Here is a 24867-nt window from a genome sequence, read left to right as displayed (position 1 = left end):
CCATCAAAGTCCTCTGACCCCCCGGAAAAGCCCGCCACTGCGGGCTTTTTTCTTTTCTGAGCCTCCATCCAGTTCCACCGAAGATTACCTAAAACCAGCAGCAAAGTAGTACATTAGCCAGTACATTGAAAGTTCGAGTTCCTCCAATGTACTAGGTGACGGTCATGCCACTGACAATCAAGCAGGTTGAGTCAGCCAAGCCATCAAGCCGCGACTATACCCTTCGGGACGGCGACGGGCTGTTTCTCTTCGTTGCGAAGAACGGTACCAAGAGTTGGCACTTTCGGTACAGCTTCGGCAAGAAGCAGCAGCCGCGCATTTCATTCGGTATGTTCCCGAAAATCTCACTGGCAAGGGCACGCGAGTTGAGAGCAAAGGCCCAGCTCCAGCTCGCTAGCGGCATCAATCCCAAGGTTCAGCAATCCGACCAGGCTGTCGAGGACGACACATTCAAGACGGCGGCCGAGACTTGGTACCGGCACAAACAGGAAACCGGCCGATCGGCTGCGACACTAGACAAATTCCGGACCTATCTTGACAAGGACATTCTTCCTGAGCTTGGGCTGAAGCGCTTAAAGGACATCACTCGCGCCGACTGCACGCGGGTTCAGGAGCGGATTGAAAAGCGCAACGCACTGAACGTATCGAAAAAGGTACGCGGATGGTTACGCGAGATCTTCAGCCAGGCCATTGCCGAGGCAAATGCGAAAACACCCTGCGTCAGAACTGAAAGTCATTGCCAAGGAAGCGCCTAAGGCCAAGCCCTATCCGTATCTGCTTGAACCTGAACTTCCCGATTTTCTAAAGGCTCTCGACCGATCAACGAGCCGGTTCATACAACGCACTGCCGCATGGATGACTATCTGGACGGCAAGCCGCCCTGGCATGGTCCGTTTTGCCGAATGGACAGAAATTGATTTCGACTCCGCCCTGTGGAAAATTTCTAGAGAAAAGATGAAGATGCGCCGAGACATCGTCATTTCTCTTCCGGCGCAACTCGTGGCACAACTGCGGGAACTGTACAAGCAAACCGGTAAGCAAAGATATCTCTACCCCGGCATTGGCTGGAAGAACGATGTCATCAGCGAGAACACTATCAACGGTGTATTTGCAAGGATCGGATACAAGGGCCGTATGGTCGGTCATGGCACACGACACACCGCGAGCACCTTGCTGCGTGAACATGGCTGGGAAAAGGACCACGTCGAAATGCAGCTCGCTCACATCGAAGAAGGTACAGCGGGTGACTACAATCAAGCCAAGTACCTGGCTCAACGAATCGCGATGATGCAATGGTATGCCGACTATCTGGACGCTTTAAAAACGACAGGGATTACTCCGAAATTGACGGCGCAATTTGCGGCTCGGGTCAATGTCTATTCGAGAACACCGGGCACTCCTCTACGCTCCAAGTCAACCAAGCAGAGTAAAAGCGCTGCAGTTCGGCCCTAGAGGCCGGACAAAGATGATCGAATCGCTAATTTGATGTTGTTCGCGGCCGTCCGCCTGCGGCCCATGCCGCATCATGTTTTGAGATTCGATATTCATCCGAATATCCATTTCGCATTAAATCGATTTCCGCTTTTCAATTTCTGATCATTATCAGATTGCATTCGAAGTAAAATCGCGCGGGAAAGAGGAATAATCAGATCGAGAGGCGGCATGGGCACGCAGGACATAATCGGGGCGATTACGGGTGGACTGTCGCAGCAGGACCGCCTTCTGAAACTGGATACGCCGGCCGGCAATAACGTCTTGCTGCCCCACCGTGTCACCGGGTGCTCGCGGATCGGTCGTGACTTCTCCTTTCTGCTCGACTGCGTGTCGACTCAGGGCGACGTCCAGCTCAAAACGCTGATCGCCCAGACCGTTACGCTCTGGATCCAGCAGGCCGATCGGTCTTACCTGCCCCACCATGGCTATATACATACAGCGCGTCGGCTGGGAGCCGACGGAAATCTCACAAGTTACCAGTTGGGATTTTCCTCGTGGATGCACTTTCTGAAGTTCCGGCGTGACCAGAAACACTGGCAGGACAAGGCAGCAGACGAAATCGTCTCGGACGTATTCAACCAGCATCCGCAGGCAAAAGGGATGTACCGCTTCGCGCTCTCCAAGCCACTGCCGAAGCGCTCCTACTGCCGACAGGACGAGACCGACTGGAATTTCGTGCACCGGCTTCTCGAGTCCGAGGGCCTGTATGGCATCTGGCAGCAGGCGGCGGACGGCAAATCGCACACGCTGGTCATCACCGATCGCCTCCAGACGCTCGAACCGCTCTCGCCTGCAACGGTCGAGTTCTATCGTGCCGGGGTGAGCAGTGAGGCCGATGCGCTCACCCAGTGGTCAGGCACGCGGACGCTGCAATCCGTGCTGCTGTCGACGCGCACCTTCGACTACAAAAGCCCGTCGACGCCCTCCAGTCCCAAAGGTACGTCGGTACCGACAATGGCGAATCAAGGCGCGCTGCCCGCGCAAACCGAAGTCTACGAATACACCGGTGGCTATACGTACCCGGAACAGGACCGGGGTGATCAGTTGTCGAAGATTCGCATGGAGGAATGGGAGTCGCAGGCCAAGCGCTTTCACGGCGTGGGTAGCCTGCGCGCCATGGACGCGGGCCGGCGCTTCACACTGACCGGTCATCCCGAGCATGACCACGACGCCGCCGACCAGAACGAATTCGCGAGCATCGAGGTCGAGTGGGTCATCGAGAACAATCTTCCGCTCGCCGGGCACGAAGCGAACTACCCACACAGCCTGAATCATCAGCTCGCACAGGCCCGCGCCGACGACTCTGGTCAGATTTTCAGTGCGAGCCACGTAGACGGCTCCACGGGGTTCTACCGGGTCGCCATCGAAGCGCAGCGTACGACGGTGCCGTACCGGAGCCCGTTCGAACATCACAAGCCCGAAGCGAAACTGGAATCGGCGATTGTGGCCGGACCGAAGGGACAGGAGTGCTACACCGATGAACTGAACCGGGTGAAGGTGCTCTTCATCTGGGACCGGCTCAATGAAGGTGACGAACGTGCATCGTGCTGGGTGCGCGTGGCGCAGTCCGATACCGGCGATGGATATGGTGGCGTCCACATGCCGCGCGCGGGCGAAGAACTCCTGATCGGCCACATCGGCAATGACATCGACCGCCCGATTGCGCTTCATCGTGTGTACAACGGCGCGGCGAAACCGCAGTGGCATTCGAACGGCCTGCTTTCTGGCTATCAGTCACGGGAGTACGGCGGTGGCGGCGGCTATAACCAGCACGTCATGGATGATTCCACGGGGCAGCCTCGCATGCGGATCATGAGCAGCCACGGCATGAGCGGTCTCCATCTCGGCTACCAGATCGTCCAGAACGGCAATTCGCGTGGCGCGTACACCGGCAGCGGCTTTACCTTGCGCACCGACTATGCAGGTGCGGTCCATGCGGGTGAGGGACTGTATTTCAGCACACATCAAATCAGTGCCGACGGTCAGCCGCTCGATACCACCGCGCCGCGCGAGATCCTGGCGCGTGCGGATCTGCTCGTCGAGTCGTTGTCCTCCGCAAGTTCGACCGCCAAGGCCGAGGATATGAAGCCTGGCCGCGAAGCGCTTTCACAGTTCGCGAAGGCGACCCAGCACAGCAAGGCGGGCGTGGCCAAAGGCGGCAATACGGCAGGCGGTGGGACAGGAAACGCCAATGCCTTTGCCAAACCCGTCATGCTCGGATCGAGTCCAGAGAGCATGGGTTTTACCACGCACGCGTCGGCGCAGATGGTCGCGGACGACCATCTGAATTTCGTCAGCGGCAAGGACACCTACTGGGCCGTGGGCAAATCGCTGGTTGCAAGCGTCGCAGAAAAAATCAGCGTATTCGTCCAACGTGCCGGTATGAAACTGATCGCCGGGAAAGGTGCGATCGACATCCAGGCGCTCACCGATCAGCTGCGATTACTCTCCGAACTCGGCCTGACGCTCAAGAGCAATAACGGCAGCATCGAGATCGACGCGAAGACCGAGTTGATGCTCAAGTGCGGGGGCTCATACATCCGTATTACCCCCCAAGGAATTGAGGACGGCACGCGCGGCGCACGCACGATCAAGTCGGCGTCATTCAGCCGGCAGGGTCCGAGTTCGGTGGCCGAGCATATGAATAGCCTTGAGAAGCCGGCGTTTAACGACAAGTATCTCTTGCGCGACCGGATCACCGGCGACCCACTCAAGAACCACCCTTACGAGATCGTGCGTGGGGATGGCACACGCCTGAGCGGGGTCACGGACGAGCTGGGCCATACGGTCGAGCAGAAAAGCAACGATATCGAAACTGTGGTGATCCGGGCGCTGCGGCCGGGCACGAGCAACGCATAAGCGAGAATCCATGAGCGAAAATCAGCCCGACAATTCGGGTACGCAGGCCCAGACGTCCGGCGACGATGATGCCGAACAGGAAGTCGTCCGCCTCGCGTCGCAGACCGATGAGGACGGCCACTCTTCCGCCCAGGCGCCCTTGACGCCGGCCAACGACACTCGCGCCAAGGAGACCTTGCACGATCTGCGCCCCATCATTCCCGTGATTTTCATACCGGGCGTGATGGGCTCGCCACTGGCCGCCAAGGACAGTGGCGACGCGGCATGGTCCGCACCAAATACAGACACGATAGGTGCATCTCTCGGCGCGTTGTGTTCGCTCATCGCGGGATGGTTTCGCAGCGCGTCGTCGCGCGAAACACTTTTCGATCCCGAGAGCGTCATGGTGACGCCGCTCGGCCCGATCGTCGACCTTGGGGAGAAAGACCCGATTACCGAGAAGGAGGCGCGACGCCGCGGCTGGGGTTCGGTCTATAGGACCGGCTATCAACCTGTCCTGCTTTGGCTCGAGCAACAGTTGAACAACCCGATGCTGCTCGGCAAGCCCGAAGGCGCGTGGATCAACCCCGACCCCGAGGGCGAGAAATGGGCACTCCATCCGGTGCTCGGCACCGACCCAAAGACCTACGGCGCCATTGCTGCAGCAGGTAAAGGCCAGGTGATCGCACCGGACTCCCCGGAATTCAAGAAATTCGCCAAGTTTCGCTATCGCGTCTATGCGATTGGATACAACTGGCTGCAGTCGAATGACCGTTCGGGGCGTGATGTGGTGAATGGTCTGGATGTCCCCGATCCGCAGACAAAGAAGACGACACGGTTGATGGGCGTCACCGAGATCTGCAAGGAAAACGATACGGGCAAGGCGATTATTCTGACGCACTCGATGGGTGGGCTGGTGGCCCGCTTCGCGGTGTTAAACCATGGGCTCGAAGGTCTTGCGCACGGCGTATTTCATGGATGTCAACCGGCCACCGGTGCTCCGCTGGCGGCCAAGCGTTTCAAGACAGGCGGCAGTCCTGAAGGCGGTATGAATGGTTTCATCAATGGCAGTCTGCTGGGGCGCGACGCAGATGAATTCATGGCGGTAATGGCGAACGCGCCGGGACCGATGGAGCTGACACCGATGCCGGATTATCACAATGGCGCGCCGTGGTGGATTTTTGCGCGGCCCGGCGGACAGGTGGTCATGCAGTTCCCGGAGCACGGCGATCCGTATAACGATTTGTATGTGAATCCCAAGTGGTACGGTTTGCAGCCGCCCGACAAACAGCTCGATCCCGCTGGGATCGTCAAGACGCGGCTCAATGCTGGCGGGCTTCAGACAAGCCTATCGGATTATTATCGATCGACGATGGAGACCGTCGTAAAGAACCAGAGCCAATTGAAGAATCGTTACCATGGCAAGACATATGTAGCCTACGGCGAGGGTGGCCTCGACTTTAGGTCTCCACAGTCGAGCACGACGACAGAGGCCAGCGACAAGAGCAAGCCTGGCATCGAAAAAGGAGACCCGACGAAGAGTCTGCTGACGTGGGGCAACGCGATCTGGACCGGAGATGTGCCATCGGACGTGCAGGCGCCTGAACTTCAGGCCGCAACGTTGCTGCACGACTCGGGCAAGGGCGAGATCCGCGTGTTTCTGGAGCAACGCAAACTGAGCGTTACGTTCACCGTCCAGAAGACGAACACGTTGCCGGATGTGAACGCCAAGACGGACTGGTCGCAGGTGGCAACGAAGACAGGAATCATCCGCGGCGACGGTACGGTGCCGGCGTGGTCGGCCGATGCGCAGGCGCGCGGGTTGAAGCCGGATGTGCCTGGCGACCCGGCCAAAGGAGTTCAGATGGCGTTCGTGCAGGGCGGATACCAGCACATGACCAGTTATGCGCACCCATGGACGCACTGGGCGATACTTTACAGTGTGGTCCAGATTGTCAACGACATCTAGGTGCCGGGAACATGTTAATGGTTCGCCTCTTTCGCCCCCTCATTCTGCTGGCAGGTCTTTGCGCCTGCTCTCTTGCGCTTTCCGTGGAACCAATGATGAACAATCCACTGCTGTCCAAAATGCGCCCGTGGTGCATCGGCCGCCTCGTATTCGACCGGCCCGCATCGAGCGAGATTTCGAATCAACATTACGCGTACAGGGGAGACAAACTCGAAACATCTCACAATGTCTCACTTGAGGCCTATCGCACCAAAGTCGAGGCCCGGGAAAACGAGTTGCGTACGAAGCAACGCTATAACCCCGTCAACCTGGATGAGAAAACCGGGAAGGCCTGGCTGGAGAAGGCATTTTCGCCGGTCAACGATTCGCGGTTTTTCATCTACCAGGAAGGAGTGGCGAAAGTCGAGATGCCCTTCAGAACGGATGGCTACCTCTTTGCGGACCACACACTCTTTCATACCGCCGGCCTCATGGGAGCGTCTGCTCTCGGTAACTCCGAGAATATCTACAGCGACACCTACAGGCGAATCAAGGCGCGAGACAACTGGGCCGTGCCGACGGAGTCGGGCTTTTGCTTCGACGGCGGGATCGTCACCGGATCGTCGACCTACACGGAAGAAGTCAGCCAGTCGTTTGCGCTGCTGCCGGGCCGACCTGCCCTGCTCCTGATCAAGATGCGAGATGCGGTCGAGCAGGATCAAGCTCAGCCACTCACCAAGAATCTGTCCGAGCTTCGCGCACAACTCGATCGAATGCCTGGCAGCTATCGCATCCTGCGCAAGGGCAAGCGCGTGGTGGCCGGCATGGACGCCGAAGAGGTCCTGTTTGCGCTTCAGGACGGTCCGATTACGGTCTACCGTTTCTATCTGCTGGCACCGGGCAATCCTGCCACGCTTGCACAACCGCATACCTCGATTGAATTGCTACTGGGCACGTCTTCACGGAGCGACCTGCCGCCTGATCAGGCAACGTCGCCGGTCGATGAGGCCGGCGCGCTGCAAGTATGGGATGCCCTGCTGAATAGCCTCCGGCCGCGGCCGGGTGCAGTGTAGGAGCGTACGATGCGGCGTTACGACATTGTGAAAGGCGACAAAACGACGGTGGGTGGCATCGTGCAGGGTGGCGACGGTAACGACCTGCTCGGCGGGCGCGAGCAGGCCTACGAAACTGACCCCGTCCTGTGCCCGGTCTGCAAGACCGTCGGGTTGATCAAGTGCGAGGGCGCGCGCATTTCCACGACAGGACCGGACGGCCGGCAGGCGGCACTGAGCGATGATTTGTGTGTCTGTCTGTGCACACCGCATCCGCGTCTTGTGCCGTCGCAAACGACGTCGCACGTTGACGTGTAGGCGCAGCTGTATGCTGACGCAGCGAACCGATAACGAATACCAAGGAGGGTGACGTGATGAGGAAGCGAATATTCAGTCTGATGCTGCTGCTGGCGATTGCGGCAACCATGGCGGGTTGTGCGTCGCTGAAATGCATTCCGACGTGTTGACGTTCTGAGGCGCGCAAGCGCCTGTTCTCCTCAGCCCGATCGTTGCAGGCGAAGACGGGCATCGCGATGCGCTTGTACCGCGCGTCCTCCAGACTTTCGTCTGACGTCCACACGAGCTTTCCAAGCTTTGATACAACCTCTTTATCCCTAGTCACGAAGCCAACAGGTACCGATTGTCTTTCCGCTCAACTCAGTCGAAGTAAAAGAAGACTGGGTATAGTCACGCGTATCGCTATTCGTCTTGCTGCTCAAGCAGTGTGATCCGTTCGACGAGGTTTATCACAAGATCGTCGGCCACGTCATTCTTGACGTTATGCCTGGCATGAGGTTGCGGAAGGACAGCGAGCGATATTTCCGAAACAGCCAGGAACTGCGCATAGTTACTCTCTGTGGCGGCTTCGGCGACCAGACACGCCTCCTTTCCAAGATCGGAAGCCAATCGACCACAGTCGCCGCAGACCACGGCTCGCTTGCTGCCGTACCGTTCGCCGGGCGCGTAGAAGGAGCGATCCGATAACAGAAAGGTCCAATCGCCCTTGTTGGATTTACGCACTGTCTCAAGTTTCGTCCGGTGGCAGGCGGGGCATCGCCATGATTCGGTCACGGCGGCCCAATGCCGGCCGAAGGAGACCTTCGCAAGATAGCCAACGTCTTCGGGACGCGGCCCCACGCGCGGACGTTTATGCTTGACGCGTCGCCAGGCGCTCACATCCGGGGATGGTGGTCGCCGCTTGTCGCCCGTCAGCTCATAGAGCGCACCGGGAACACCATATTGTCCCTGCAGGTACTCGGCATGGCGGTAGACCGTCTCCGCGCGTTGTCCATAAGGCAGTTCCTGATACCAATGTGTGTTGGTCGCGGCGATGCCAGCGATGCGTTCAACAATTTTGAGCCGCAACGCGAACGTTTCCTCATTGACTTGCCAGATACCTGCAGCCTCCTCCACATCGATCTCATGCGGAACATTGGGTCGGGGCCGCACGAAACGCCTGATCTCCTGAGGTGAATAGGAGAAGTCCCTGTGGGTACCCACCGCACCCTTGGCCTTCGGATCGGCAGCGTTGCAGTCGTCACAGATGATCGCATTGTCGTACGCTGAAATCATCTGCGAAGCGCGTGTCGCAAAGCGCTTTGCAAACTCATCAGCAACGATGGTCTTCTGCAATTTGCATTGACGCTCGAATTCGTCCTTGACGAGGTCCTTCATGTGATCGTGGTGCTCGACCAGCCGACACATCAGATGGCCGTTCGTGTTCAAGCGCACGATCTCTGGCTTGCCTCTTCCGCAGGCGGGGCAGAGCCAATCCATGGGGGTACATGCCCAACCGAAAGTCATATCGACGCTTTCCGTTCCGAAACGGCCGGCCAGCTCTCGCGTCAGCGGCGACATCACGCCATCCAGCGCAATGGATCCGCTTGACACCCGCTCAAAAAAAACGCTGCCTCGCCTCATCGGGTGAGATGTCGAGATTCTCAAGGTCCATTCGATTCCTTGGTCGCGTCAGTCCACCGTCTTTGCAGCCCTCGAATCAGGCGATCTCATTGAACCCAACACTCGGGGTTCCGGCGTCTGACCTTAAAGTGTTTGTCATCGTATTACGGCGGGACATGAAAGAACTTGAATGGCTTTGACGCTCCGAAGCATTCAGAGACTGTCGGCAAGCAGGTACTGCGAGCATATCGAAACATGCACGGACGCCCGTAGTTAACCCCCCATCCGCCTCTTAACGACGAGCGCCCATGATCGGCTTTGCCGCCGTTCGCATATCTTGGTTTGCGCGTCAGCTAACCAGGAAGCAAGACTGTGAGAATGTGGCTAAGCAGAAACCTGGTCTCGGCAACAGTCGGCAAGATAGCAATTCAAGATTTGCCTCAGCGCTTGGTGGGTCATCGTTGTATCCCTTTTGGATACAACAGGATCGTCCTATCGGCGACGTGGTGGAAGATACCAAAATCGTAGCAACCCTCTGAAGCGACAATCAACGGCTATGACATGCTAACGATCGACGAAGTCACGGATAGCGAAGATTTCCCCGAGCGATGCGATGTCGCGGTAGTAGGCGGCGGCATTATTGGCGTCAGCACCGCGTATGAACTGGCGCGACGCGGCGTCCAGGTGGCTCTGCTCGAAAAGGGCGTCATCGGCTGCGAGCAGTCAGGGCGCAATTGGGGCTGGGTGCGTCAACAGAACCGCGACCTCCATGAGTTGCCGCTCGCGATGCAGAGCCTCAAGCGCTGGAGCGAACTAAGCGAAGAACTGGGCGAGGACATCGGGTTTCGTAAGTCGGGCATCCTGTACGGCACGGAGCATCAATCGGACATCGCACAGTGGGAATCGTGGCTTGCTCGCGCCCGGGAAGTCGGCTTTAACAGCGAGATCCTCAGTGCGCGCGAACTGGCAGCGCGCATTCCGTCCGGACGTGCGAAGTGGGCTGGAGGGCTGTGGTCTGTCACGGATGGCCGCGCCGAGCCGTCGAAAGCCGCGCCTGCGATTGCTCGCGGCGCGCAACGGCTCGGCGCGATGGTGTATCAGAACTGCGCGGTACGAAGTCTCGACACGAGTTCTGGACGTGTCTCTGGCATCTGGACGGAGCGCGGCCGGCTTGCAGCCGACACCGTCGTTCTCGCGGGAGGCGCCTGGAGCGCGTTGTTCTGCCGGCATCACGGCATCGATCTGCCCTCCATCAACGTGATGGGAACGGCGTTGCGAACCGCTGAGGCGCCGGGGGTCATCGAAGGCTGTTTCTCCGGGCCTAACTTCGCGCTGAGGAGAAGGTTGGACGGCGGCTACACCATCGCTGTTCCCGGCTACGGGCGCGTGGAACTCGCGCCGCAAAACCTGCGGCATGCGGTGAAGTTCCGCACCATGTTCCGCAGCAAGATGAAGAAAAAACTGAAGATTCGCGTCGGTGCCAGCTTCTTCCATGGTCCGGAGGCAAGCGCAACCTGGCGCGACGAAGACATCTCGCCGTTCGAAGAAACGCGGGTGCTGGATCCCCGGCCTGATACCGAATGGCTCGAACGTGCCCTGCATAATGTGTCCAGCGTGTTTCCCGAGCTGGCGGGCCTGCGGATCGCTCACGCATGGGCGGGCGCGATCGACACGACGCCGGACCTCGTTCCCGTCATCTCGAAGGTTAATGCGAAACCCGGTCTCGTGATCGCATCCGGCTTCAGCGGACACGGCTTTGGACTAGGGCCTGGCGCAGGCGTTCTCGTGAGCCGGCTGGTAATGGACGAGGCGCCGCAGTTCGACATTAAACCCTACAGACTGGACCGCTTTTCCGACGGAACGAAACTGAGCAGTCCCGAAATGATGTGAGTCGAGGCCGCGGGGCGGCCTACCGCGGCAACCCATTTCGAGAGATTGAAACTTCAGCACGATTCAACTGTATTGATTAACGGCCGATGCAATTCGAAAAGCGGCCGGAGATCTTGATTGACCTCGTATGACGGAGAAGGGGTCGGTTACGGCCCTCCGCGCGATGCGCGGCTGGACAGCTCTGGCGCACCTCGGCAGCGGGCAGAGTTCGGCCAACTTCGGCCCTTCGATGTCAAGATGTGGATCGCTGACAATGTATCTCGGGGGCTTTTCCGGTGGGGATAGCTCGTGTCCGCACTCACGGAAGGCTTCCCATGCTTAAAGTCTTCGAAACGTAAGTCGAGAGCTGGTAATGATGGCTGCAAGTTCGGTTCAATGTTCTGCAATTTCGTTGACCAGCGATGTAAGCACATGGTCGACCCATACTCCATTGATTCTTAGATAGGACCGGGCCAGCCCTTCACGCTCAAACCCTAGCCTTTCCAATAGCTGTGCGCTACGAACATTTTCGGGCCTAAAGTTCGCCATTACCCTGTGCAGTCCGATTTCGTCAAAAATATAGGCAATCGCAGGCGTCAATGCTTCGCGCATCAAACCTCGCCGTTCAAACCGCTTTGCAAGCGAAAAACCAAGATGGCATGCCTGAAAGGGCCCGCGCACGATGTTGGTGAAGTTGCAATCCCCGACCATTTCTCCGGTTTCCTGCGAGATTAAAAGTAGATGCACCGCATGCCCTGACTTGTTGTTATGCGCCATCGCGGATAGCCGTTGCGCAACCGATTCAGTCTCGAAAAAGCTCTCGGATCGGAGCGGTTCCCAAGGCTGCAAATGAGCGCGATTTACAATGGAGTATTCCCGCAGTTCGTGCACGAACTGCTCACATGCCGGCACAAGTTTCAGGCGTGCCGTTGAAATCTCTCGAGGTAGCACACCGATGCGAGCACGCGTCACGTCGTTCTCCGTTGAAAAGGGCGTGCGAGTATGTTCAGTCAGAATTTTTTCGTCAACAGTTTGTCTGGCGACGCATTATTCAATGTCCGCTGTGGGAAAAGTCAGGAGACTGCTTCGGGTCGATCAGGGACGGTCGCGGACGGCCGAGTCCTCACGAGACTGTCCGCCGCCCGGATTTTTGCACTAACTGAGGCAGTGGTCTTTTTACTTACCTGGCACAGTTTTCACTTTCTGTGGCACCCGACAGCATGCGTCGATCGCCTCCCGGGAAACGCACGGCTATGGCTTCGGGACGGGCGCAGTTTTGTGGCGTCGATGACATGCAGAGCTCGCGCCGCCGCGCAAACCGCACGCCGGGCATCTGCCTGCGAACTGAGCAGTTGCTCGCGCGGCAGATTGTCAGGGCCCTCCGCACGGAGCCTCGCCAGCGCGATGATTCCGGAACTGGAGTGGCGTGATCAGGTCGCCCCATGGACTGGACAATTCGATCGTTAACGTCTCCCGACCGCTGCCCTCGCCCTTCCGGTCTTTCCAGTAGGCCGTGAGGAAAATACGGTGCACGGCGCGTGCGCGTTCTGGCTTGACTGCGTCGCGTAGTACGTTGGTCGCGTGACGGAAGTTCTGGAAACCCGCCCTCTGCGCAGCATCGTCCAGAGCCCGAACATGCTGAATGCCCTGCACTCAGTGAGCTCTGTTGTTGTAGTTGAGCCACACCCCGTCGCATTATCCAGTTCCATCAAAGATCCATTGTGCTCCGTAGTCCTTCACTCGGTTCAAAGTGGTACATAAAACGGTACATCCTATTTTTATAGAGCTTCTAATTTCAATAAAAACAGATAGTTATACGATTCCTTCGGAGCCTCTCCTGGGCACCAACAGTTGTTCCGGTTTAGTTCCAACTCAAGCCGAAGTAGTTCGAGAAACCCCGTAAGATCAACGTCTTACGGGGTTTTTTGTTTCTGCGAACTGCTGTCACGTACCGGTGGCACATCACGAGAGTTCGACCATAGGAAGCTTTTCAGCTCATAAACTTCCTTGCGAGCCAACGCCGGCCCTTAAAAGGCCGGCGCACTTCACAGGATCAATTCGAACCGGCGTACTTCAGTGTCCAGGTGAACGTACGATTACTTCCCGCGTTGAGTGCAAAGGGGCGCGTCGTACAGGCGAAGTTCGAATGCAACTGCCCGATCGGAGTGGTCGACAACGGATTGGTTATCCCGGCCGCCATTTCGAAATTGGACAGGACGCAACTGTCAAAACCCGTAGTGCCATAGCTGGTCGCATTACTATTGGCGTACTTAACCGAGAAACCATCGCTATTCGCGGTGGTGTTCTGGAAATCCGCAAAAGACGTGAAGTCCGTCTCAACCGCGACGTTGCCGGTCAGCGTTCCAGAACTCAGCGTATCGGTTCGCGTCAGTGTGCCTTGAGCAAACGTCAGAACTGTGTGAACCTGCAGGTCGATATCCGTGGCATAGGTTGCATTCTTAACGGCCTGCCGGAATTTGGTCGTGTCGAAAGAGACGACGACCTGCCCGTTGTTTTCCTGAACATTCAGGTTCTTATAGTATGTGACCGGAATGTAGGTTTTCCCGTTATATGAAACTTGCGGAATCAGCAACGCATAGCCCAGATCCGTCGTGCCATAAATCAGGTTGTCGGAAAACGGCGTCGGGTAATAGGGCGTGTACGAATTGTAGTCAGGTGCCTGGCTCAGGTTGAGATTAATGACGCGCTTGCCGTCGCGTACCGTAATGAGCGCTGCGCTGTACGGGTGAGCCGTATCGGTGGGCAAGTTGTACCAGGTGAGCGTGTAATGCGGTCTTGCGTCCAGCCAGGCTTGCAGTTCGGAATCAGACATGGGCGCCTCGCCGCCAAAACCGAGTTTGTTCCACCAGGCATTCACGTACATGTATTGGTGCAAAAGGCTGAAATTCTCTCCCATGACTCGAGGTTTGCCGCGATACGCATCGGTTCCGCGCCCTTTGACCCACATATTCACCGACGGCGTGGGTAGCGTCGGGTCGTACCAGAAAGTATCAAAGCGGTAAGCCGCCTTATAGATAAACGAATAGGCTACCTGCATTTCCTGGGCGGACAATACGCCAGCATTTGCTGCGGCAGTCAGGACTTCCATAAAGGCTGAGTCCCCGTACGGCCCGATGGACCTGCCATAGTTGAAACCCTGGCCGCTTGCATTGAGTTGGGGAAGAATGAGATCAACTGACTTGCGCAGATAGGATTTCAATTCGGGCGTTAGATTGGCCTCGTTGCCCATTTCGAACGTTCGCTCAACGACTTCGCCAATGAGCAACGTGCTGTATCGATCGAAGCGCGCCTGATCATAGTAGGTCGTATGGGTATTCGAGGCCTCGTCGGAAAAACCGCCGGACGAGTCTTTTCTAATGTGATTCGTGAGTGTGTACAGAAGCGCGTCGCGCGCGCCCATCGAGGCCACAGCCGGGTCGGTGGCGGAAAAGAAAGTCAGATTGCTCCATCCGAGTTTCTGTCTCAGCCCTGCGATACCGTAAGAGACGGCATAGTAATTCTGCGCGGTATTGAGCGATGCAACGTCGATCGCACCACTGGCGGGGCACGTATTCTTCGTGCCGCTCGCATCCGCGCCGAACATATCGCAGAAGGTCAGGCGATTTTGCAGCGTAGCCAGCATTGCGTCACTGAAGACCTCGTTGAGCATACCGTGCGCTTTGAAATTATTGAGCGCAACGAGGTAGTAGTACTCGCCCCAGGAGGTATTTGCATACGCGTAGCTGGAGCCGCTCGTCTGCGCCATCATCGCGGTCGTTATTTTTTGATACGTCGCGAGGTAATCCGCGTATTTCGGATCCCCTTTCGTCTTCATATCGATCAATATGTACGACAGCCCGAGGGCCAGTTTGCCAGGCAGGAATTTATCGCCCGTATGGGTATCGAGCACGTGCACTGGGCTGCCGTCGCCAAGATCCATCACCACTTGCGTGAAATCAGGCGCCTTCTTGATGAGGTCAAAGAGCGCTCTCATCTGTCCCATCATGGTGATGGACACGCCTGCTCCTGACGGGACGCTCGTATCCGTCGCTCCATAGACAATTCCGTGCAGAGAAACTGTGGGCGAAGAAACTGGATCTTTCGGACCATCGTTCACGCCTCCCCCGCATGCACTGACGAGAAGAAGCGTCAGTGTACTGAACGCAAAACCAACGGATGATTTTCGCGATGAACGCATTTTTGTCTCCTGATTGTAGGTGGATCGATGCTGAAACTAGCAATTTCACAAGCGTGTCTGCTGTTCGCTCTCCTGGGTTTGCAAATAGGCACCCGTTCGACGGCGGTCAAAAAACCCTACGAAAGTCCGCTCACTGCCGTTTCTATCCGTTCGCGCCGACATGAACGCCTCCGTATTCCGCCCGCTGCGCCCGCTTGATGACCGTCGACGTCGCACCATCTCAACCCGACGCAGACCACGGGGGACAGCAAAGAAAACGATTACCTAAACAGCAAGGCAAGATCGTCCCACCAATTACGTACAGTCTCAATACCGGGTAAACTTGGGCCTTTTCAAGACACTACAAATCTTATACTATAGGAAAACGTTTTCCTAACTGGATGCGTTCGTGGTGTAGCACCACCGCAGTGCCATGCATCGCGGGCCTCGGCGCCATTCCCGATCAATGGCATATAGCGCGGCGCGACAAGCGACGCCGCGCAACGGAGACTTAAATGCAAACTGCCGTCATCGGCCTCGCCCGCGTCGCCAGCCGCTATCGCTGGACGGTCTGCGCGTTACTCTTCTTTGCGACCGTGATCAACTACATGGACCGCCAGATTCTCGGTCTGCTCGCGCCGCTTCTGCAGCACGATATCGGCTGGACCCAAGTGCAGTACGGCCGCATCGTGATCGCCTTCTCGGCGTTCTACGCGGTCGGCCTTCTGTGCTTCGGCCGTATCGTCGACTGGCTCGGCACGCGCATTTCGTACGCGCTCGCCATGCTGATCTGGAGCGTGGCGGCGGTGTTGCATGCGGCAGTCGGCTCGGTGACCGGCTTCGCCATGGCGCGTGCGCTGCTCGGCATCGGCGAGGGCGGCAACTTCCCGGCCGCCATCAAGACGACTGCCGAATGGTTCCCGCGCCGCGAACGTGCGCTTGCAACCGGCATCTTCAACTCTGGCGCGAATGTCGGCGCGGTGTTCGCACCCGCAATCATCCCGCCGCTCGCGCTGGCGTTCGGCTGGCGTGCGGCGTTCGTGATCATCGGGGCGCTGGGCATCGTCTGGTTGGCCGTATGGTTCGCGCTCTACCGGTCTGCCGACCCGAGCTCCGTGGAGGAAGCGCAGGACGAAGTCGAGGCGCTCGATGCCGCCAACGTGAACGCCGGCGCGCCGGGCTGGGGCGTGCTGATCAGAAAGCGCCAGACGTGGGCGTTCCTGATCGGTAAGTTCCTGACCGATCCGGTGTGGTGGTTCTATCTGTTCTGGCTGCCGAAGTGGCTTAACGAGTCGCGCGGCATGGACATGCAGCACATCGGTCTGCCGCTCGTCTGCATCTATGCAATGACGACCGTCGGCAGCGTCGACGGCGGCTGGCTCTCCTCGGCGCTCCTGCGCGCCGGATGGAGCGTAAACGCCGCGCGCAAGACAGCGATGCTGATCTGCGCGTGCTGCGTGCTGCCTATCGCGTTCGTCTCACAAGTCGACAACTTCTGGGGTGCCGTCGCGATCGTCGGACTGGCGGCGGCAGCTCATCAGGGCTGGTCCGCAAACCTTTTCACCACCGCGTCCGATCTCTTCCCGAAGCGAGCGCTGGGCGCGGTGGTCGGCATCGGCGGGATGGCGGGCTCGATCGGCGCGGTGCTGTTCTCGGAGGTGATCGGTCAGGTCCTGCAACGCACCGGCCACTACTGGGTGCTGTTCGCGATAGGCGCGCTTGCCTACCTCGTCGCCCTCGCCGTCATGCAGATGCTGACGCCGCGCATGACGCCCGCGAAGTTCGACGCGTGAAAGCGTTAGGCGCGTCAGCCGCGGGCCGCCGTCGATTCACGGACGATGAGCCTCGGCTCGAACGTCGAATGCCCAGCCTCCGCATGGCCCGCGAGCGCGTCGATGAGCTTTTGCATCGCGAGCTCGCCCATTTTCTCGCTCTGGATATCGACGGTGGTGAGGGCGGGCGCTGCGTACTCGCCGTACGGGACGTTGTCGACACCGGTTACCGACAGCTCGTGCGGCACCTTGATGCCGAGCGACGCTGCCTCTTTCATGAAGCCGAGCGCGATCAGGTCGTTATAGCAGATCACAGCCTGCGGCCTGCGCGGACCGAGCATCATGCGCGAGCACGCGTCCTCGCCCGCATGTGCGGTCGGCGCGTGAGCGTCGTAGACATCAAGCGTGAGGCCGGCTTCCTCGAGACACTCGCGCGCACCGCGAATGCGCTCGTCATTGATGCGAGCCTGGCCGAAACCGAGGTAGGCGATGTGACGATGTCCGAGGTTTAGTAGATGCCGCGCGAGCATGTAGGTTGCGAGCCGGTTGTCGATGCCAACACTCGGGATCGGCAGCGCATCACTACGTCTCAAGAGCACAAGTGGCTTGCCGAGATCGAGCAACCACTGCGCCTCGTCGTCGGACATCCGTGAGCTGACGATCAGGCCGTCAACGCGCTGCGCGAGCGCTTCGATCAACGGGCGCTCGCGCGCCTGGTTTTCGTCGGTGTCGACGAGCAGCAGCGTGTAGTCGTGCCGCAGCGCGACGCGGTTGGCGCCTTTCACGACGTTCGTGAAGTGCGGATTGCTGATGTCAAGAACGGTCAGTCCGATGGTGCGAGAGCGGCCGGTGATCATCGATCGCGCAAGCGGATTCGAGCGGTAGCCGAGTTTCTCGATCGCGGACTTCAGGCGCGCCTCGACCGGTGCGGAGAAGCGTTGCGCACCGTTCATGTACTTGGACACCGTGGCGACTGACACGCCAGCCGCTGCGGCGACGTCGCGAATCGTTGGGGAAAGTTTTTTCATGCAAAAGGTAACGTTTTCTGTTTTGTTTACTGATTGTCGCAGAAAGCGCGGTCAGGTGGGCGACTGCTATTTGGCGAAATTGCCGTCTGATAGCCGCGCATCCGGAAATTGACGCTGAATCTCCTCCGTCGTTCTAATTTAGAAAACGTTTTCCAACTGTCATTTTCCAGGAGTTTTTTATGAGCCAAACAGTCGTACCGTCGTCCAAGCCGTTCCGGCGTCTGCTTCTGACCGGCGCCGCCGGCAACCTGGGCCGCCAGCTGCGCGGCGCGCTCGCCAATTGGGCCGATATCGTGCGCGTGAGCGACATCGCGAAACTCAGCGAACCGGCGTCGCACGAGGAAACGAGCGTCGTCGATCTGGCGGACCGGCCGGCGGTGATGCAACTCGTCGAGGGCGTCGATGCGATCGTGCATCTGGGCGGTATCTCCGTCGACGCCCCGTTCGAGGACCTGCTCGGAGCGAACATTGCCGGCACATACAACGTGTATGAGGCAGCGCGCAAGCACGGCGTGAAGCGCGTCGTGTTCGCGAGCTCCAATCATGCGATCGGTTTTCATCCGGTCACAGAAATGCTCGACGCCGACGCGCCGCAGCGCCCGGACAGTCTCTACGGCGTGACGAAGTGCTTCGGCGAGGCGCTTTCGCGCTATTACTACGATCGTTTCGGCATCGAGACGGTGTGCCTGCGAATCGGCTCATCGTTCGAAGAGCCGAAGAACCCGCGCATGCTCGTCACGTATCTGAGCTATCCCGACTTTATTGAACTGGTGCGGTGCTCGCTGTTCACGCACTGCGTCGGGCACGTGGTCGTGTACGGCGCGTCGAACAATCCGGTCAAGTGGTGGGACAACACGAAAGCCAGCTTCCTCGGCTTCAACCCGCGCGACAGCGCTGCACAGTTCGCGGAGCGTTTCCCCGCGACCGCACCTGGCGACTCGCGCGACGATCCCGCACAGCGCTTCCAGGGTGGCCCATTCGTGCTTGGCCAGCCAATGGAGGCGAAGCAGTGAAGTAGCGCGCGGCGCTGCCTTGGCAGACTACCCTCGTGCGTGCACCGGTATGAACGAGTGCGCATAGGCACTCATGGCCGCTGGTCTAGTCCCGATATCCGGGATCCGTCCGGTCGAGCTTGCGCCTGAGTGCCGCGAACTCGATCGTCCCTTCCGGCACATGTTGCATACCCTGGAATTCGCCGAGGTCGTTGCGCGATCTGGTTGCCACCGGCGCGCCGATCAGATTTGGCGTACCGCAGGCAGCGGCATCAACCTGAATCTGGCAGGCCCGCTCCAGCCGGTATAGCCGCAGAAAACATTCTGGTACCGATGCGCCTGTCACCAGCAAGCCGTGATTGCGCAAGATCAGTGCTTTCGCCGAGCCCAAAGAACGAACGATGCGCTCCCGCTCGTCGAGATACAGCGAAGCGCCTTCATAGTCGTGATAGCCGATATTTTCGTAGAACACGGTCGAGAACATCGAGATCGGCAGCAGACCTTCCTTGATCGCGGCGATCGCCATGCCCGCACGCGAATGGATATGCATCACGACCAGATTGCGCTCCTCATGCATCATGTGGATCGCCGAATGGATCACGAAGCCCGCGTAGTTCACCGCGCTGTTCGCGCCCGAAACCACCTTGCCGTCGACATCGATCTTCACGAGGCTCGACGCCTTCACCTCATCGTAATTCTCGCCGAACGCGTTAATCAGGAAATGGTTCTCGGGGCCGGGAAGACGCGCGGTCAGGTGGCCGTAGATCTGCTCGGTCCAGCCGAAGTAATCGACCAGCCGGTACGCGGCCGCCAATTCGACGCGCAGCTCGCGCTCCGCTTCGTCCACGTCGCTCGAGCTCTGCCGTGCCAGTGGCAATTCATCCATCGTCGCAATCGGACTCACAGACATATCCTGTCTCCACTCAAAAGCTTGCTGCGTCACGATCGCGCGCCGCCCTGCACCGCTTCGCACACAACGCGTTGCTCGACGACCTGCTCAACGCCGCGCCCAGCACCGCCCGATTCGCCGTCGCCGAGCGGCGCGTTGAGCTGGCGATTTCTCATATCGGGCAAACCAAAACCCGCTATCAGCACAGCCAGTGCGAGCAGGCCGACCGGATACCACAGCCCGAAGTACACGCCGCCGTTGCCGGCCACCATCGCAAACGCGACGCTCGGCATGAAGCCGCCGAACCACCCGGCGCCGATGTTGTACGGCAGCGAGATCGCCGTATAGCGGATGCGGGTCGGGAACAGTTCGGTCATCCATGCGCCGGCGGGTGTGTAGATCATCGCCAGCAGCGACAGCAGATAGGTCATGATGCAAATCAGCACGCCGCGATGCACGTGGGCCGGATCAGCGAGCGCTGGATAGCCGTTCCCCGTCAGCGCCTTCTGAACGTCCGCCTGGAACTGCTTGTCTCGCGCCGCGAACGCGGCTTTCGGCATGCCGGTGCCGTCGAATGCCTGCAGCATCGTGTTGCCGATTTTCAGCGACGCGATCGAACCGGGCGGCAATGCCTGATTCTCGTAAGACACCATTCGGCTCGCCAGATAACCCTTCGCGATGTCGCATGAAGATGTCAGCGCCGCGGCGCTCACCGGATTGAACTGCACCGAACAATTCGCGGGATCGGCGAACACGACCACCGGCGCGGCGCGTTGCGCGGCTTCGAGCGCCGCGTTGCCGTAATGCGTCATCAGCCGGAACGCGGGTTGCAGCGTCAGTGCCGCGAGCAGCGTGCCGATCAGAAAGACCGGCTTGCGACCGAGCTTATCGGTCAGCCAGCCGCACACGATATACATCGGGACGCTCAACAATAGCGAAGGGAGCATCACCCAGTTGATCGTCACCGGATCGATGCCGAGCGTGCGCGCCATGAAGAATTGTGAATAGAACTCCGACGTGTAGGCAATCACCCCGATCGCCGTATTGACGCCGAACGTCAGCAGGATCGCCGTGCGCAGATAGCGCCATTCGCCGAACGCTTCGCGCACCGGCCGCCGTTTGTCACGCGCAGCCGCTTTCATCTCTTCAAATACCGGCGATTCCTTCAGCTTCAGACGCAGCCACATCGAAATACCGAACAGCACAATCGATGCGAGAAACGGAATGCGCCACGCCCATTCGGCCAACGCGCTTTCGCCGGAAATCGTGCGCGTGACGAGCGTTGCCGACAGCGCGAGAATGATCCCGGCTGGCGTCATCGCACTCAGCCACGAGGTATCCTTGCCGCGCTTGCCCGGTTCGGAATGCTCGGCTACGTAAACGAGCGCGCCGCCGTACTCGCCACCGACGGCAAGACCCTGCAGCACACGCAGCACGATCAACGTGGCGGGCGCATAGATACCCCAGGTCGCGTAACCGGGCAGCAAGCCGACGAGAAACGTGGGCAGCGCCATCAGCATGATCGTTGCGACGAAGGTACGCTTGCGGCCGACCAGATCGCCGATCATCCCGAACACGAGCGAACCGAATGGCCGCGCGACGAAGCCCGCCGAAAAGGTCAGCAACGCGAAAATGAACGCAGCAGTTTCATTGACGCCAGAGAAAAACTGCTTTGCGATGACCGGCGCGAGTGCGCCATAAAGCAGAAAGTCGTACCACTCGAATGCCGTGCCGAGTGACGAACTGATGATGACCTTCCATCTTTCCCTACCGGTGAAATCGGTGCGCGGAGGAACGGTGCCCATATGTCGTCGTCTCCGTATTCAATGCCCGAGCTTATAGACGCGCGTCGCGGTATCGTGAAACAGCGCCGCTTTCTCACTCGCCGAGGCGCCCGACGCGATCCGCTTGTACGCGTTCCAGATCACCGGATAGCCGCACATGCCCTTGTCGACCGGCGAATTGGTCTCGAACATGCAGCGCTCAGCGCCGAAGTGTTCGATACACGCATCCATATACGGCCGCCATGCGTTCGCCAGTTCGCCCGACGAAGGCGGCAACGGCTCGCGATGGAACTCGAAGCCGGCAATCGCCATCGCGAGGCCGCCGAGCTTCACGTACGCATTCGGACACTCCGCGAGTTCGGCAATCGCGTCGCGCCATTCACGGAACACTTCGTCGCGCCGGCCCTGATAGGGCCCAACGCCGAGCGGTCCGCCCAGGTGATTCATCACGATCGGCAGTTCCGGAAACGCCCGCGCGAGGTCCGCCAGTTCCCTGATCTGCGTGTGGTACAGCCATGCGTCGAAGCACAGGTTGAAGGCGCCGAGCCGGCTCACGCCGCGCCGGAACGTCGCGTCGTTCATCAGGTACAGCGGCGGCGGCGTCAGCAGGCTCGCCTGAAACGACGCATGGCGTGCGACGATATGGCGGACGCTGCGAAAACGGCCACCGCCGGCATCGATATGCGCCTGCAGCACGGCATCGACCTCGTCGCCCAAGGTCAGATCCGCATAACCGACGATACCCGCGCAGACGCGCGTCTTCGCACCGCGCCGCGCGGCTTCTTCCGCCACCGACGCGACGAATTCCGTCTCGCCAACCGGCTTGAACGCCTCCGGTCCGTCCGGACGATAGGCATAGCCGCACTGCACGTAGACCGTGGCGGTGATGTTATGGCCCGAACCGGTGTCGGCCAGTAATTCATCGAGCAGATAACCGCCCGAGCGGTCCCACAGATGATGATGCGGATCGACGATCAGCAGATCGGGGTCGATGATGTCTTCGCGCAGGCGGTCCAGCCACGCGGGGTTCAACTCGACATGCTTGAAAACGGGAAGCTCGGCAGTTGGCATGAGTGGTCCTCGAAAGCGTCGTGTGTTTGCAGGGTTCGTCGCGTTGACACAACGAAAAGCAGCAATGCGTCAGCCCGCGATCACCGGTTGATCGCCAACGATCGTCGTGCGGTGCATCACGCGCCGCTCGGTGGGGGCGAACGAGGTCACCTGGTGCATCGTGCAACGGTTATCCCACAGCACCACGTCGTCGGTTTCCCAGCGATGCGAATAGACGAACTGGCGCTGGCCGGCGAACGCCGCCAGTTCCACAATGAGGTGGCGCGCTTCGTCACGCGGCATGCCTTCGACGTCTTCGTTGTAGATCGGGCTGATATACAGCGATTTGTGCCCGGTCACCGGATGTTTGCGCACCATCGGCTGCCATACGGGAGGCATCGCGGCGCGCTCCGCGTCGGTCAGCGGCTTGAGCTTGTTCTGCTTTTGCAGGAACTCGAAGTCGTGCAATGCGCGGCGCCCTTCCACCTGTTTCCTCAGCGTGTCGGGCAGGGCATCGTAGACGGCGTACATGTTGGTGAACTGTGTCTCGCCGCCGGTTCGGCTCACTTCGATCCCATGCAGCAGCGAGCCGTTGCACGGTACCGCGCGATAACTGCTGTCGGTGTGCCAGAACTGTGCGAGCGAAACCTGCCGCGCGGTGGGATGATCGGGCGGCATCAGCGTGCCTTCCTCGTCGACATTCGACACGCGGAAGATTTCGCGCACCCGCTTCGAACGGATGATGTTCTGATGGAAGATCTCCGGCTCGCCGAAGCTGCGCGTGAACTCCACGTGTTGCTGGTCGTCGACGTGCTGTTCGGGAAACACCAGCACGAGATGCTCCATCCAGATGTCGTGCAATTCCTGGTATGCGGCGGGGTCGAGCGGATGGCGCATATCGACGCCCAGCACTTCAGCGCCCAAGGCTTCGCCGAGCTTGCGGACCTTGAAGCCGTTTGCGGTGGCGGCGGAATTGGCGGCTTGAACTGACATGGCTTGTGTCTCCAGAAATGCGTAGATAGTTGGCGTTTGTTCCGGTTCGCGTGCAGGTTGACGGCGCGTCACACGTCGGCGAAGGAAAAGCCCATCGCGCGCGTGTAGTAGTAGATGCCACCGTCCTGCACGATCAGGAACATCGCGCGCCCATCGCCTTCGTTGTGATGCGAATGCACGGCCACGGGGGGCGTGATCGTGGTCGCCCATTGCGACCATTCCTTGCGTTTGCCGTCGATCATCGAGAAGCAACCGTCGCCACGGATGATCAGCGCGACAGCCATCGAGTTGTGCCGGTGTGGACGTTGCGCGACGCCCGGTGGCAGCGAGTTCATCGCCACCGTGAGCGTCGGCAGCACGTTGCGGATCGCCTCCTGACGCTCCGAAGAGAAAATCAGCGCCGAGCCGGCGATATCCTGCCCGCGGCCAATTTCATAGATCAGATCGATCTGACGTTCGATTTCGTCGGCCGGATAGTGCACGACCGGGGTTGGCGCGCCACCGCCGACCGGCGCGCGCAGATGTTCGAAGGCGAGTTGCGGCTCGTTCGTCACGATCCACAGCACGGCATCGGCGGTAGGCGCCGCCCGATAGCGGTGCGGGATGCCGCCGGGCAGCACGAACACGTCGCCCGGATTCCAGTCGATCTGTTCGCCGCCGCAAATTGTCTGGCCGCTGCCCACCATCACATAGACGATCACGCCGCTCGCCGCGAAATCGGTATTCAGCGTTTCGCCGGCGCGGATCCGCGCGTAGCGCACAAGCGAAAGCGGCGTGGTAGCCGGCACCGGAATCTGCAAATGCGCCGACAGATCGCAATCGATCAAACCGGTCGGCGTATCAGGATCCAACGCGCGCGCCGGTTCGGCGGTGAACGCATGGTCCGGGACCGGTGGCAGCTGGATATTGAACGCGTTGCCGGTGTTGAAATAGCGCGCAGTACGCTGCGCGGCGGTTTTGGGCGCGGCGGCGCGCTGCGCCGGCAAATCCGCGATCGACCGCGTGGGAGCGGTTGTCGACATGTCTTCCTCCAGTTCCATCAGCCTTGTCCGGCCGCGCAACGGCGGCTGAGCTTCTATCGT

Annotated in this window: 18 protein-coding genes; 9 read left to right on the top strand and 9 right to left on the bottom strand. The window is 59.4% G+C overall.

The window, feature by feature from the left end; translation table 11 throughout:
* The first annotated feature begins 164 nt into the window (after positions 1-164).
* The 6 genes from PQQ86_RS07645 (at position 165) to PQQ86_RS07620 (ending at position 7650) form a co-directional block, all read left to right on the top strand.
* On the top strand, positions 165-755 hold the full coding sequence (locus PQQ86_RS07645) for a tyrosine-type recombinase/integrase (protein ID WP_408265622.1): 591 nt from the start codon (positions 165-167) through the stop codon (positions 753-755).
* Positions 703-1452: a tyrosine-type recombinase/integrase gene (locus PQQ86_RS07640; protein WP_408265621.1), complete on the top strand. Its 750-nt coding sequence runs from the start codon at positions 703-705 to the stop codon at positions 1450-1452. Before PQQ86_RS07645 ends, PQQ86_RS07640 begins: the two co-directional genes overlap by 53 nt.
* Before the next feature lie 210 nt (positions 1453-1662).
* Positions 1663-4353, top strand: a complete 2691-nt coding sequence (locus PQQ86_RS07635) for a type VI secretion system Vgr family protein (RefSeq protein ID WP_408265620.1) — start codon at positions 1663-1665, stop codon at positions 4351-4353.
* A gap of 10 nt (positions 4354-4363) precedes the next feature.
* Positions 4364-6301: an esterase/lipase family protein gene (locus tag PQQ86_RS07630; RefSeq protein WP_408265619.1), complete on the top strand. Its 1938-nt coding sequence runs from the start codon at positions 4364-4366 to the stop codon at positions 6299-6301.
* Positions 6302-6318: 17 nt separating this feature from the next.
* Positions 6319-7353, top strand: coding sequence for a T6SS immunity protein Tli4 family protein (locus tag PQQ86_RS07625; RefSeq protein WP_500862398.1), 1035 nt, complete (start codon positions 6319-6321; stop codon positions 7351-7353).
* Positions 7354-7362: 9 nt separating this feature from the next.
* Positions 7363-7650, top strand: a complete 288-nt coding sequence (locus PQQ86_RS07620; protein WP_408265617.1) for a PAAR domain-containing protein — start codon at positions 7363-7365, stop codon at positions 7648-7650.
* Between the two features lie 381 nt (positions 7651-8031).
* Here the strand turns inward: PQQ86_RS07620 and PQQ86_RS07615 are convergent, their stop codons facing one another.
* Entirely contained in the window at positions 8032-9189 is a 1158-nt protein-coding gene (locus PQQ86_RS07615) for a hypothetical protein (protein ID WP_408265616.1), read from the bottom strand.
* A gap of 603 nt (positions 9190-9792) precedes the next feature.
* Between PQQ86_RS07615 and PQQ86_RS07610 the strand changes: the two genes are divergently transcribed.
* Positions 9793-11121: an NAD(P)/FAD-dependent oxidoreductase gene (locus PQQ86_RS07610; RefSeq protein WP_408265615.1), complete on the top strand. Its 1329-nt coding sequence runs from the start codon at positions 9793-9795 to the stop codon at positions 11119-11121.
* A gap of 372 nt (positions 11122-11493) precedes the next feature.
* Here PQQ86_RS07610 and PQQ86_RS07605 read toward each other — a convergent pair whose 3' ends face one another.
* On the bottom strand, positions 11494-12072 hold the full coding sequence (locus PQQ86_RS07605) for a GNAT family N-acetyltransferase (RefSeq protein ID WP_408265614.1): 579 nt from the start codon (positions 12070-12072) through the stop codon (positions 11494-11496).
* A gap of 1081 nt (positions 12073-13153) precedes the next feature.
* The gene (locus tag PQQ86_RS07600) at positions 13154-15298 is read right to left on the bottom strand and encodes a hypothetical protein (protein ID WP_408265613.1); all 2145 of its coding nucleotides are present in this window, start codon (positions 15296-15298) and stop codon (positions 13154-13156) included.
* A gap of 494 nt (positions 15299-15792) precedes the next feature.
* Between PQQ86_RS07600 and PQQ86_RS07595 the strand changes: the two genes are divergently transcribed.
* Positions 15793-17070 (top strand): MFS transporter, encoded by a 1278-nt coding sequence (locus PQQ86_RS07595; RefSeq protein WP_408265612.1) that lies wholly within the window; start codon positions 15793-15795, stop codon positions 17068-17070.
* A gap of 14 nt (positions 17071-17084) precedes the next feature.
* Here PQQ86_RS07595 and PQQ86_RS07590 read toward each other — a convergent pair whose 3' ends face one another.
* Positions 17085-18077: a LacI family DNA-binding transcriptional regulator gene (locus PQQ86_RS07590; protein ID WP_408265611.1), complete on the bottom strand. Its 993-nt coding sequence runs from the start codon at positions 18075-18077 to the stop codon at positions 17085-17087.
* A gap of 179 nt (positions 18078-18256) precedes the next feature.
* Here PQQ86_RS07590 and PQQ86_RS07585 point away from each other — a divergent pair, with 179 nt between their 5' ends.
* Positions 18257-19090: an NAD-dependent epimerase/dehydratase family protein gene (locus PQQ86_RS07585; RefSeq protein ID WP_408265610.1), complete on the top strand. Its 834-nt coding sequence runs from the start codon at positions 18257-18259 to the stop codon at positions 19088-19090.
* A gap of 85 nt (positions 19091-19175) precedes the next feature.
* Here PQQ86_RS07585 and PQQ86_RS07580 read toward each other — a convergent pair whose 3' ends face one another.
* From PQQ86_RS07580 to PQQ86_RS07560, 5 genes are all read right to left on the bottom strand, one after another.
* Positions 19176-19979: a class II aldolase/adducin family protein gene (locus PQQ86_RS07580; RefSeq protein WP_408265609.1), complete on the bottom strand. Its 804-nt coding sequence runs from the start codon at positions 19977-19979 to the stop codon at positions 19176-19178.
* A gap of 29 nt (positions 19980-20008) precedes the next feature.
* Positions 20009-21763 (bottom strand): MFS transporter, encoded by a 1755-nt coding sequence (locus PQQ86_RS07575; protein WP_408265608.1) that lies wholly within the window; start codon positions 21761-21763, stop codon positions 20009-20011.
* A gap of 18 nt (positions 21764-21781) precedes the next feature.
* The gene (locus PQQ86_RS07570) at positions 21782-22813 is read right to left on the bottom strand and encodes an amidohydrolase family protein (RefSeq protein WP_408265607.1); all 1032 of its coding nucleotides are present in this window, start codon (positions 22811-22813) and stop codon (positions 21782-21784) included.
* A 69-nt stretch (positions 22814-22882) separates the two neighbouring features.
* Complete coding sequence (locus tag PQQ86_RS07565) at positions 22883-23785, bottom strand: TauD/TfdA dioxygenase family protein (RefSeq protein WP_408265606.1); 903 nt, start codon at positions 23783-23785, stop codon at positions 22883-22885.
* Between the two features lie 68 nt (positions 23786-23853).
* Positions 23854-24807, bottom strand: a complete 954-nt coding sequence (locus tag PQQ86_RS07560) for a cupin domain-containing protein (RefSeq protein WP_408265605.1) — start codon at positions 24805-24807, stop codon at positions 23854-23856.
* Positions 24808-24867: the final 60 nt, after the last annotated feature.

It is taken from the genome of Paraburkholderia sediminicola (assembly GCF_046026675.1).
In the GTDB taxonomy this organism is placed as follows: Bacteria; Pseudomonadota; Gammaproteobacteria; order Burkholderiales; family Burkholderiaceae; genus Paraburkholderia; species Paraburkholderia sediminicola_F.
The sequence above is the reverse complement of the archived record's forward strand: the minus strand, read 5'-3'. Positions and strand labels throughout refer to the sequence as shown.

Coding starts and splice junctions, on each gene's coding strand:
- PQQ86_RS07645 (WP_408265622.1), top strand. CDS start 165: ATGCCACTGACAATCAAGCAGGTTGAGTCAGCCAAGCCATCAAGCCGC.
- PQQ86_RS07640 (WP_408265621.1), top strand. CDS start 703: ATGCGAAAACACCCTGCGTCAGAACTGAAAGTCATTGCCAAGGAAGCG.
- PQQ86_RS07635 (WP_408265620.1), top strand. CDS start 1,663: ATGGGCACGCAGGACATAATCGGGGCGATTACGGGTGGACTGTCGCAG.
- PQQ86_RS07630 (WP_408265619.1), top strand. CDS start 4,364: ATGAGCGAAAATCAGCCCGACAATTCGGGTACGCAGGCCCAGACGTCC.
- PQQ86_RS07625 (WP_500862398.1), top strand. CDS start 6,319: ATGGTTCGCCTCTTTCGCCCCCTCATTCTGCTGGCAGGTCTTTGCGCC.
- PQQ86_RS07620 (WP_408265617.1), top strand. CDS start 7,363: ATGCGGCGTTACGACATTGTGAAAGGCGACAAAACGACGGTGGGTGGC.
- PQQ86_RS07615 (WP_408265616.1), bottom strand. CDS start 9,189: ATGTCGCCGCTGACGCGAGAGCTGGCCGGCCGTTTCGGAACGGAAAGC.
- PQQ86_RS07610 (WP_408265615.1), top strand. CDS start 9,793: ATGCTAACGATCGACGAAGTCACGGATAGCGAAGATTTCCCCGAGCGA.
- PQQ86_RS07600 (WP_408265613.1), bottom strand. CDS start 15,298: ATGCGTTCATCGCGAAAATCATCCGTTGGTTTTGCGTTCAGTACACTG.
- PQQ86_RS07595 (WP_408265612.1), top strand. CDS start 15,793: ATGCAAACTGCCGTCATCGGCCTCGCCCGCGTCGCCAGCCGCTATCGC.
- PQQ86_RS07590 (WP_408265611.1), bottom strand. CDS start 18,077: ATGAAAAAACTTTCCCCAACGATTCGCGACGTCGCCGCAGCGGCTGGC.
- PQQ86_RS07585 (WP_408265610.1), top strand. CDS start 18,257: ATGAGCCAAACAGTCGTACCGTCGTCCAAGCCGTTCCGGCGTCTGCTT.
- PQQ86_RS07580 (WP_408265609.1), bottom strand. CDS start 19,979: ATGTCTGTGAGTCCGATTGCGACGATGGATGAATTGCCACTGGCACGG.
- PQQ86_RS07575 (WP_408265608.1), bottom strand. CDS start 21,763: ATGGGCACCGTTCCTCCGCGCACCGATTTCACCGGTAGGGAAAGATGG.
- PQQ86_RS07570 (WP_408265607.1), bottom strand. CDS start 22,813: ATGCCAACTGCCGAGCTTCCCGTTTTCAAGCATGTCGAGTTGAACCCC.
- PQQ86_RS07565 (WP_408265606.1), bottom strand. CDS start 23,785: ATGTCAGTTCAAGCCGCCAATTCCGCCGCCACCGCAAACGGCTTCAAG.
- PQQ86_RS07560 (WP_408265605.1), bottom strand. CDS start 24,807: ATGTCGACAACCGCTCCCACGCGGTCGATCGCGGATTTGCCGGCGCAG.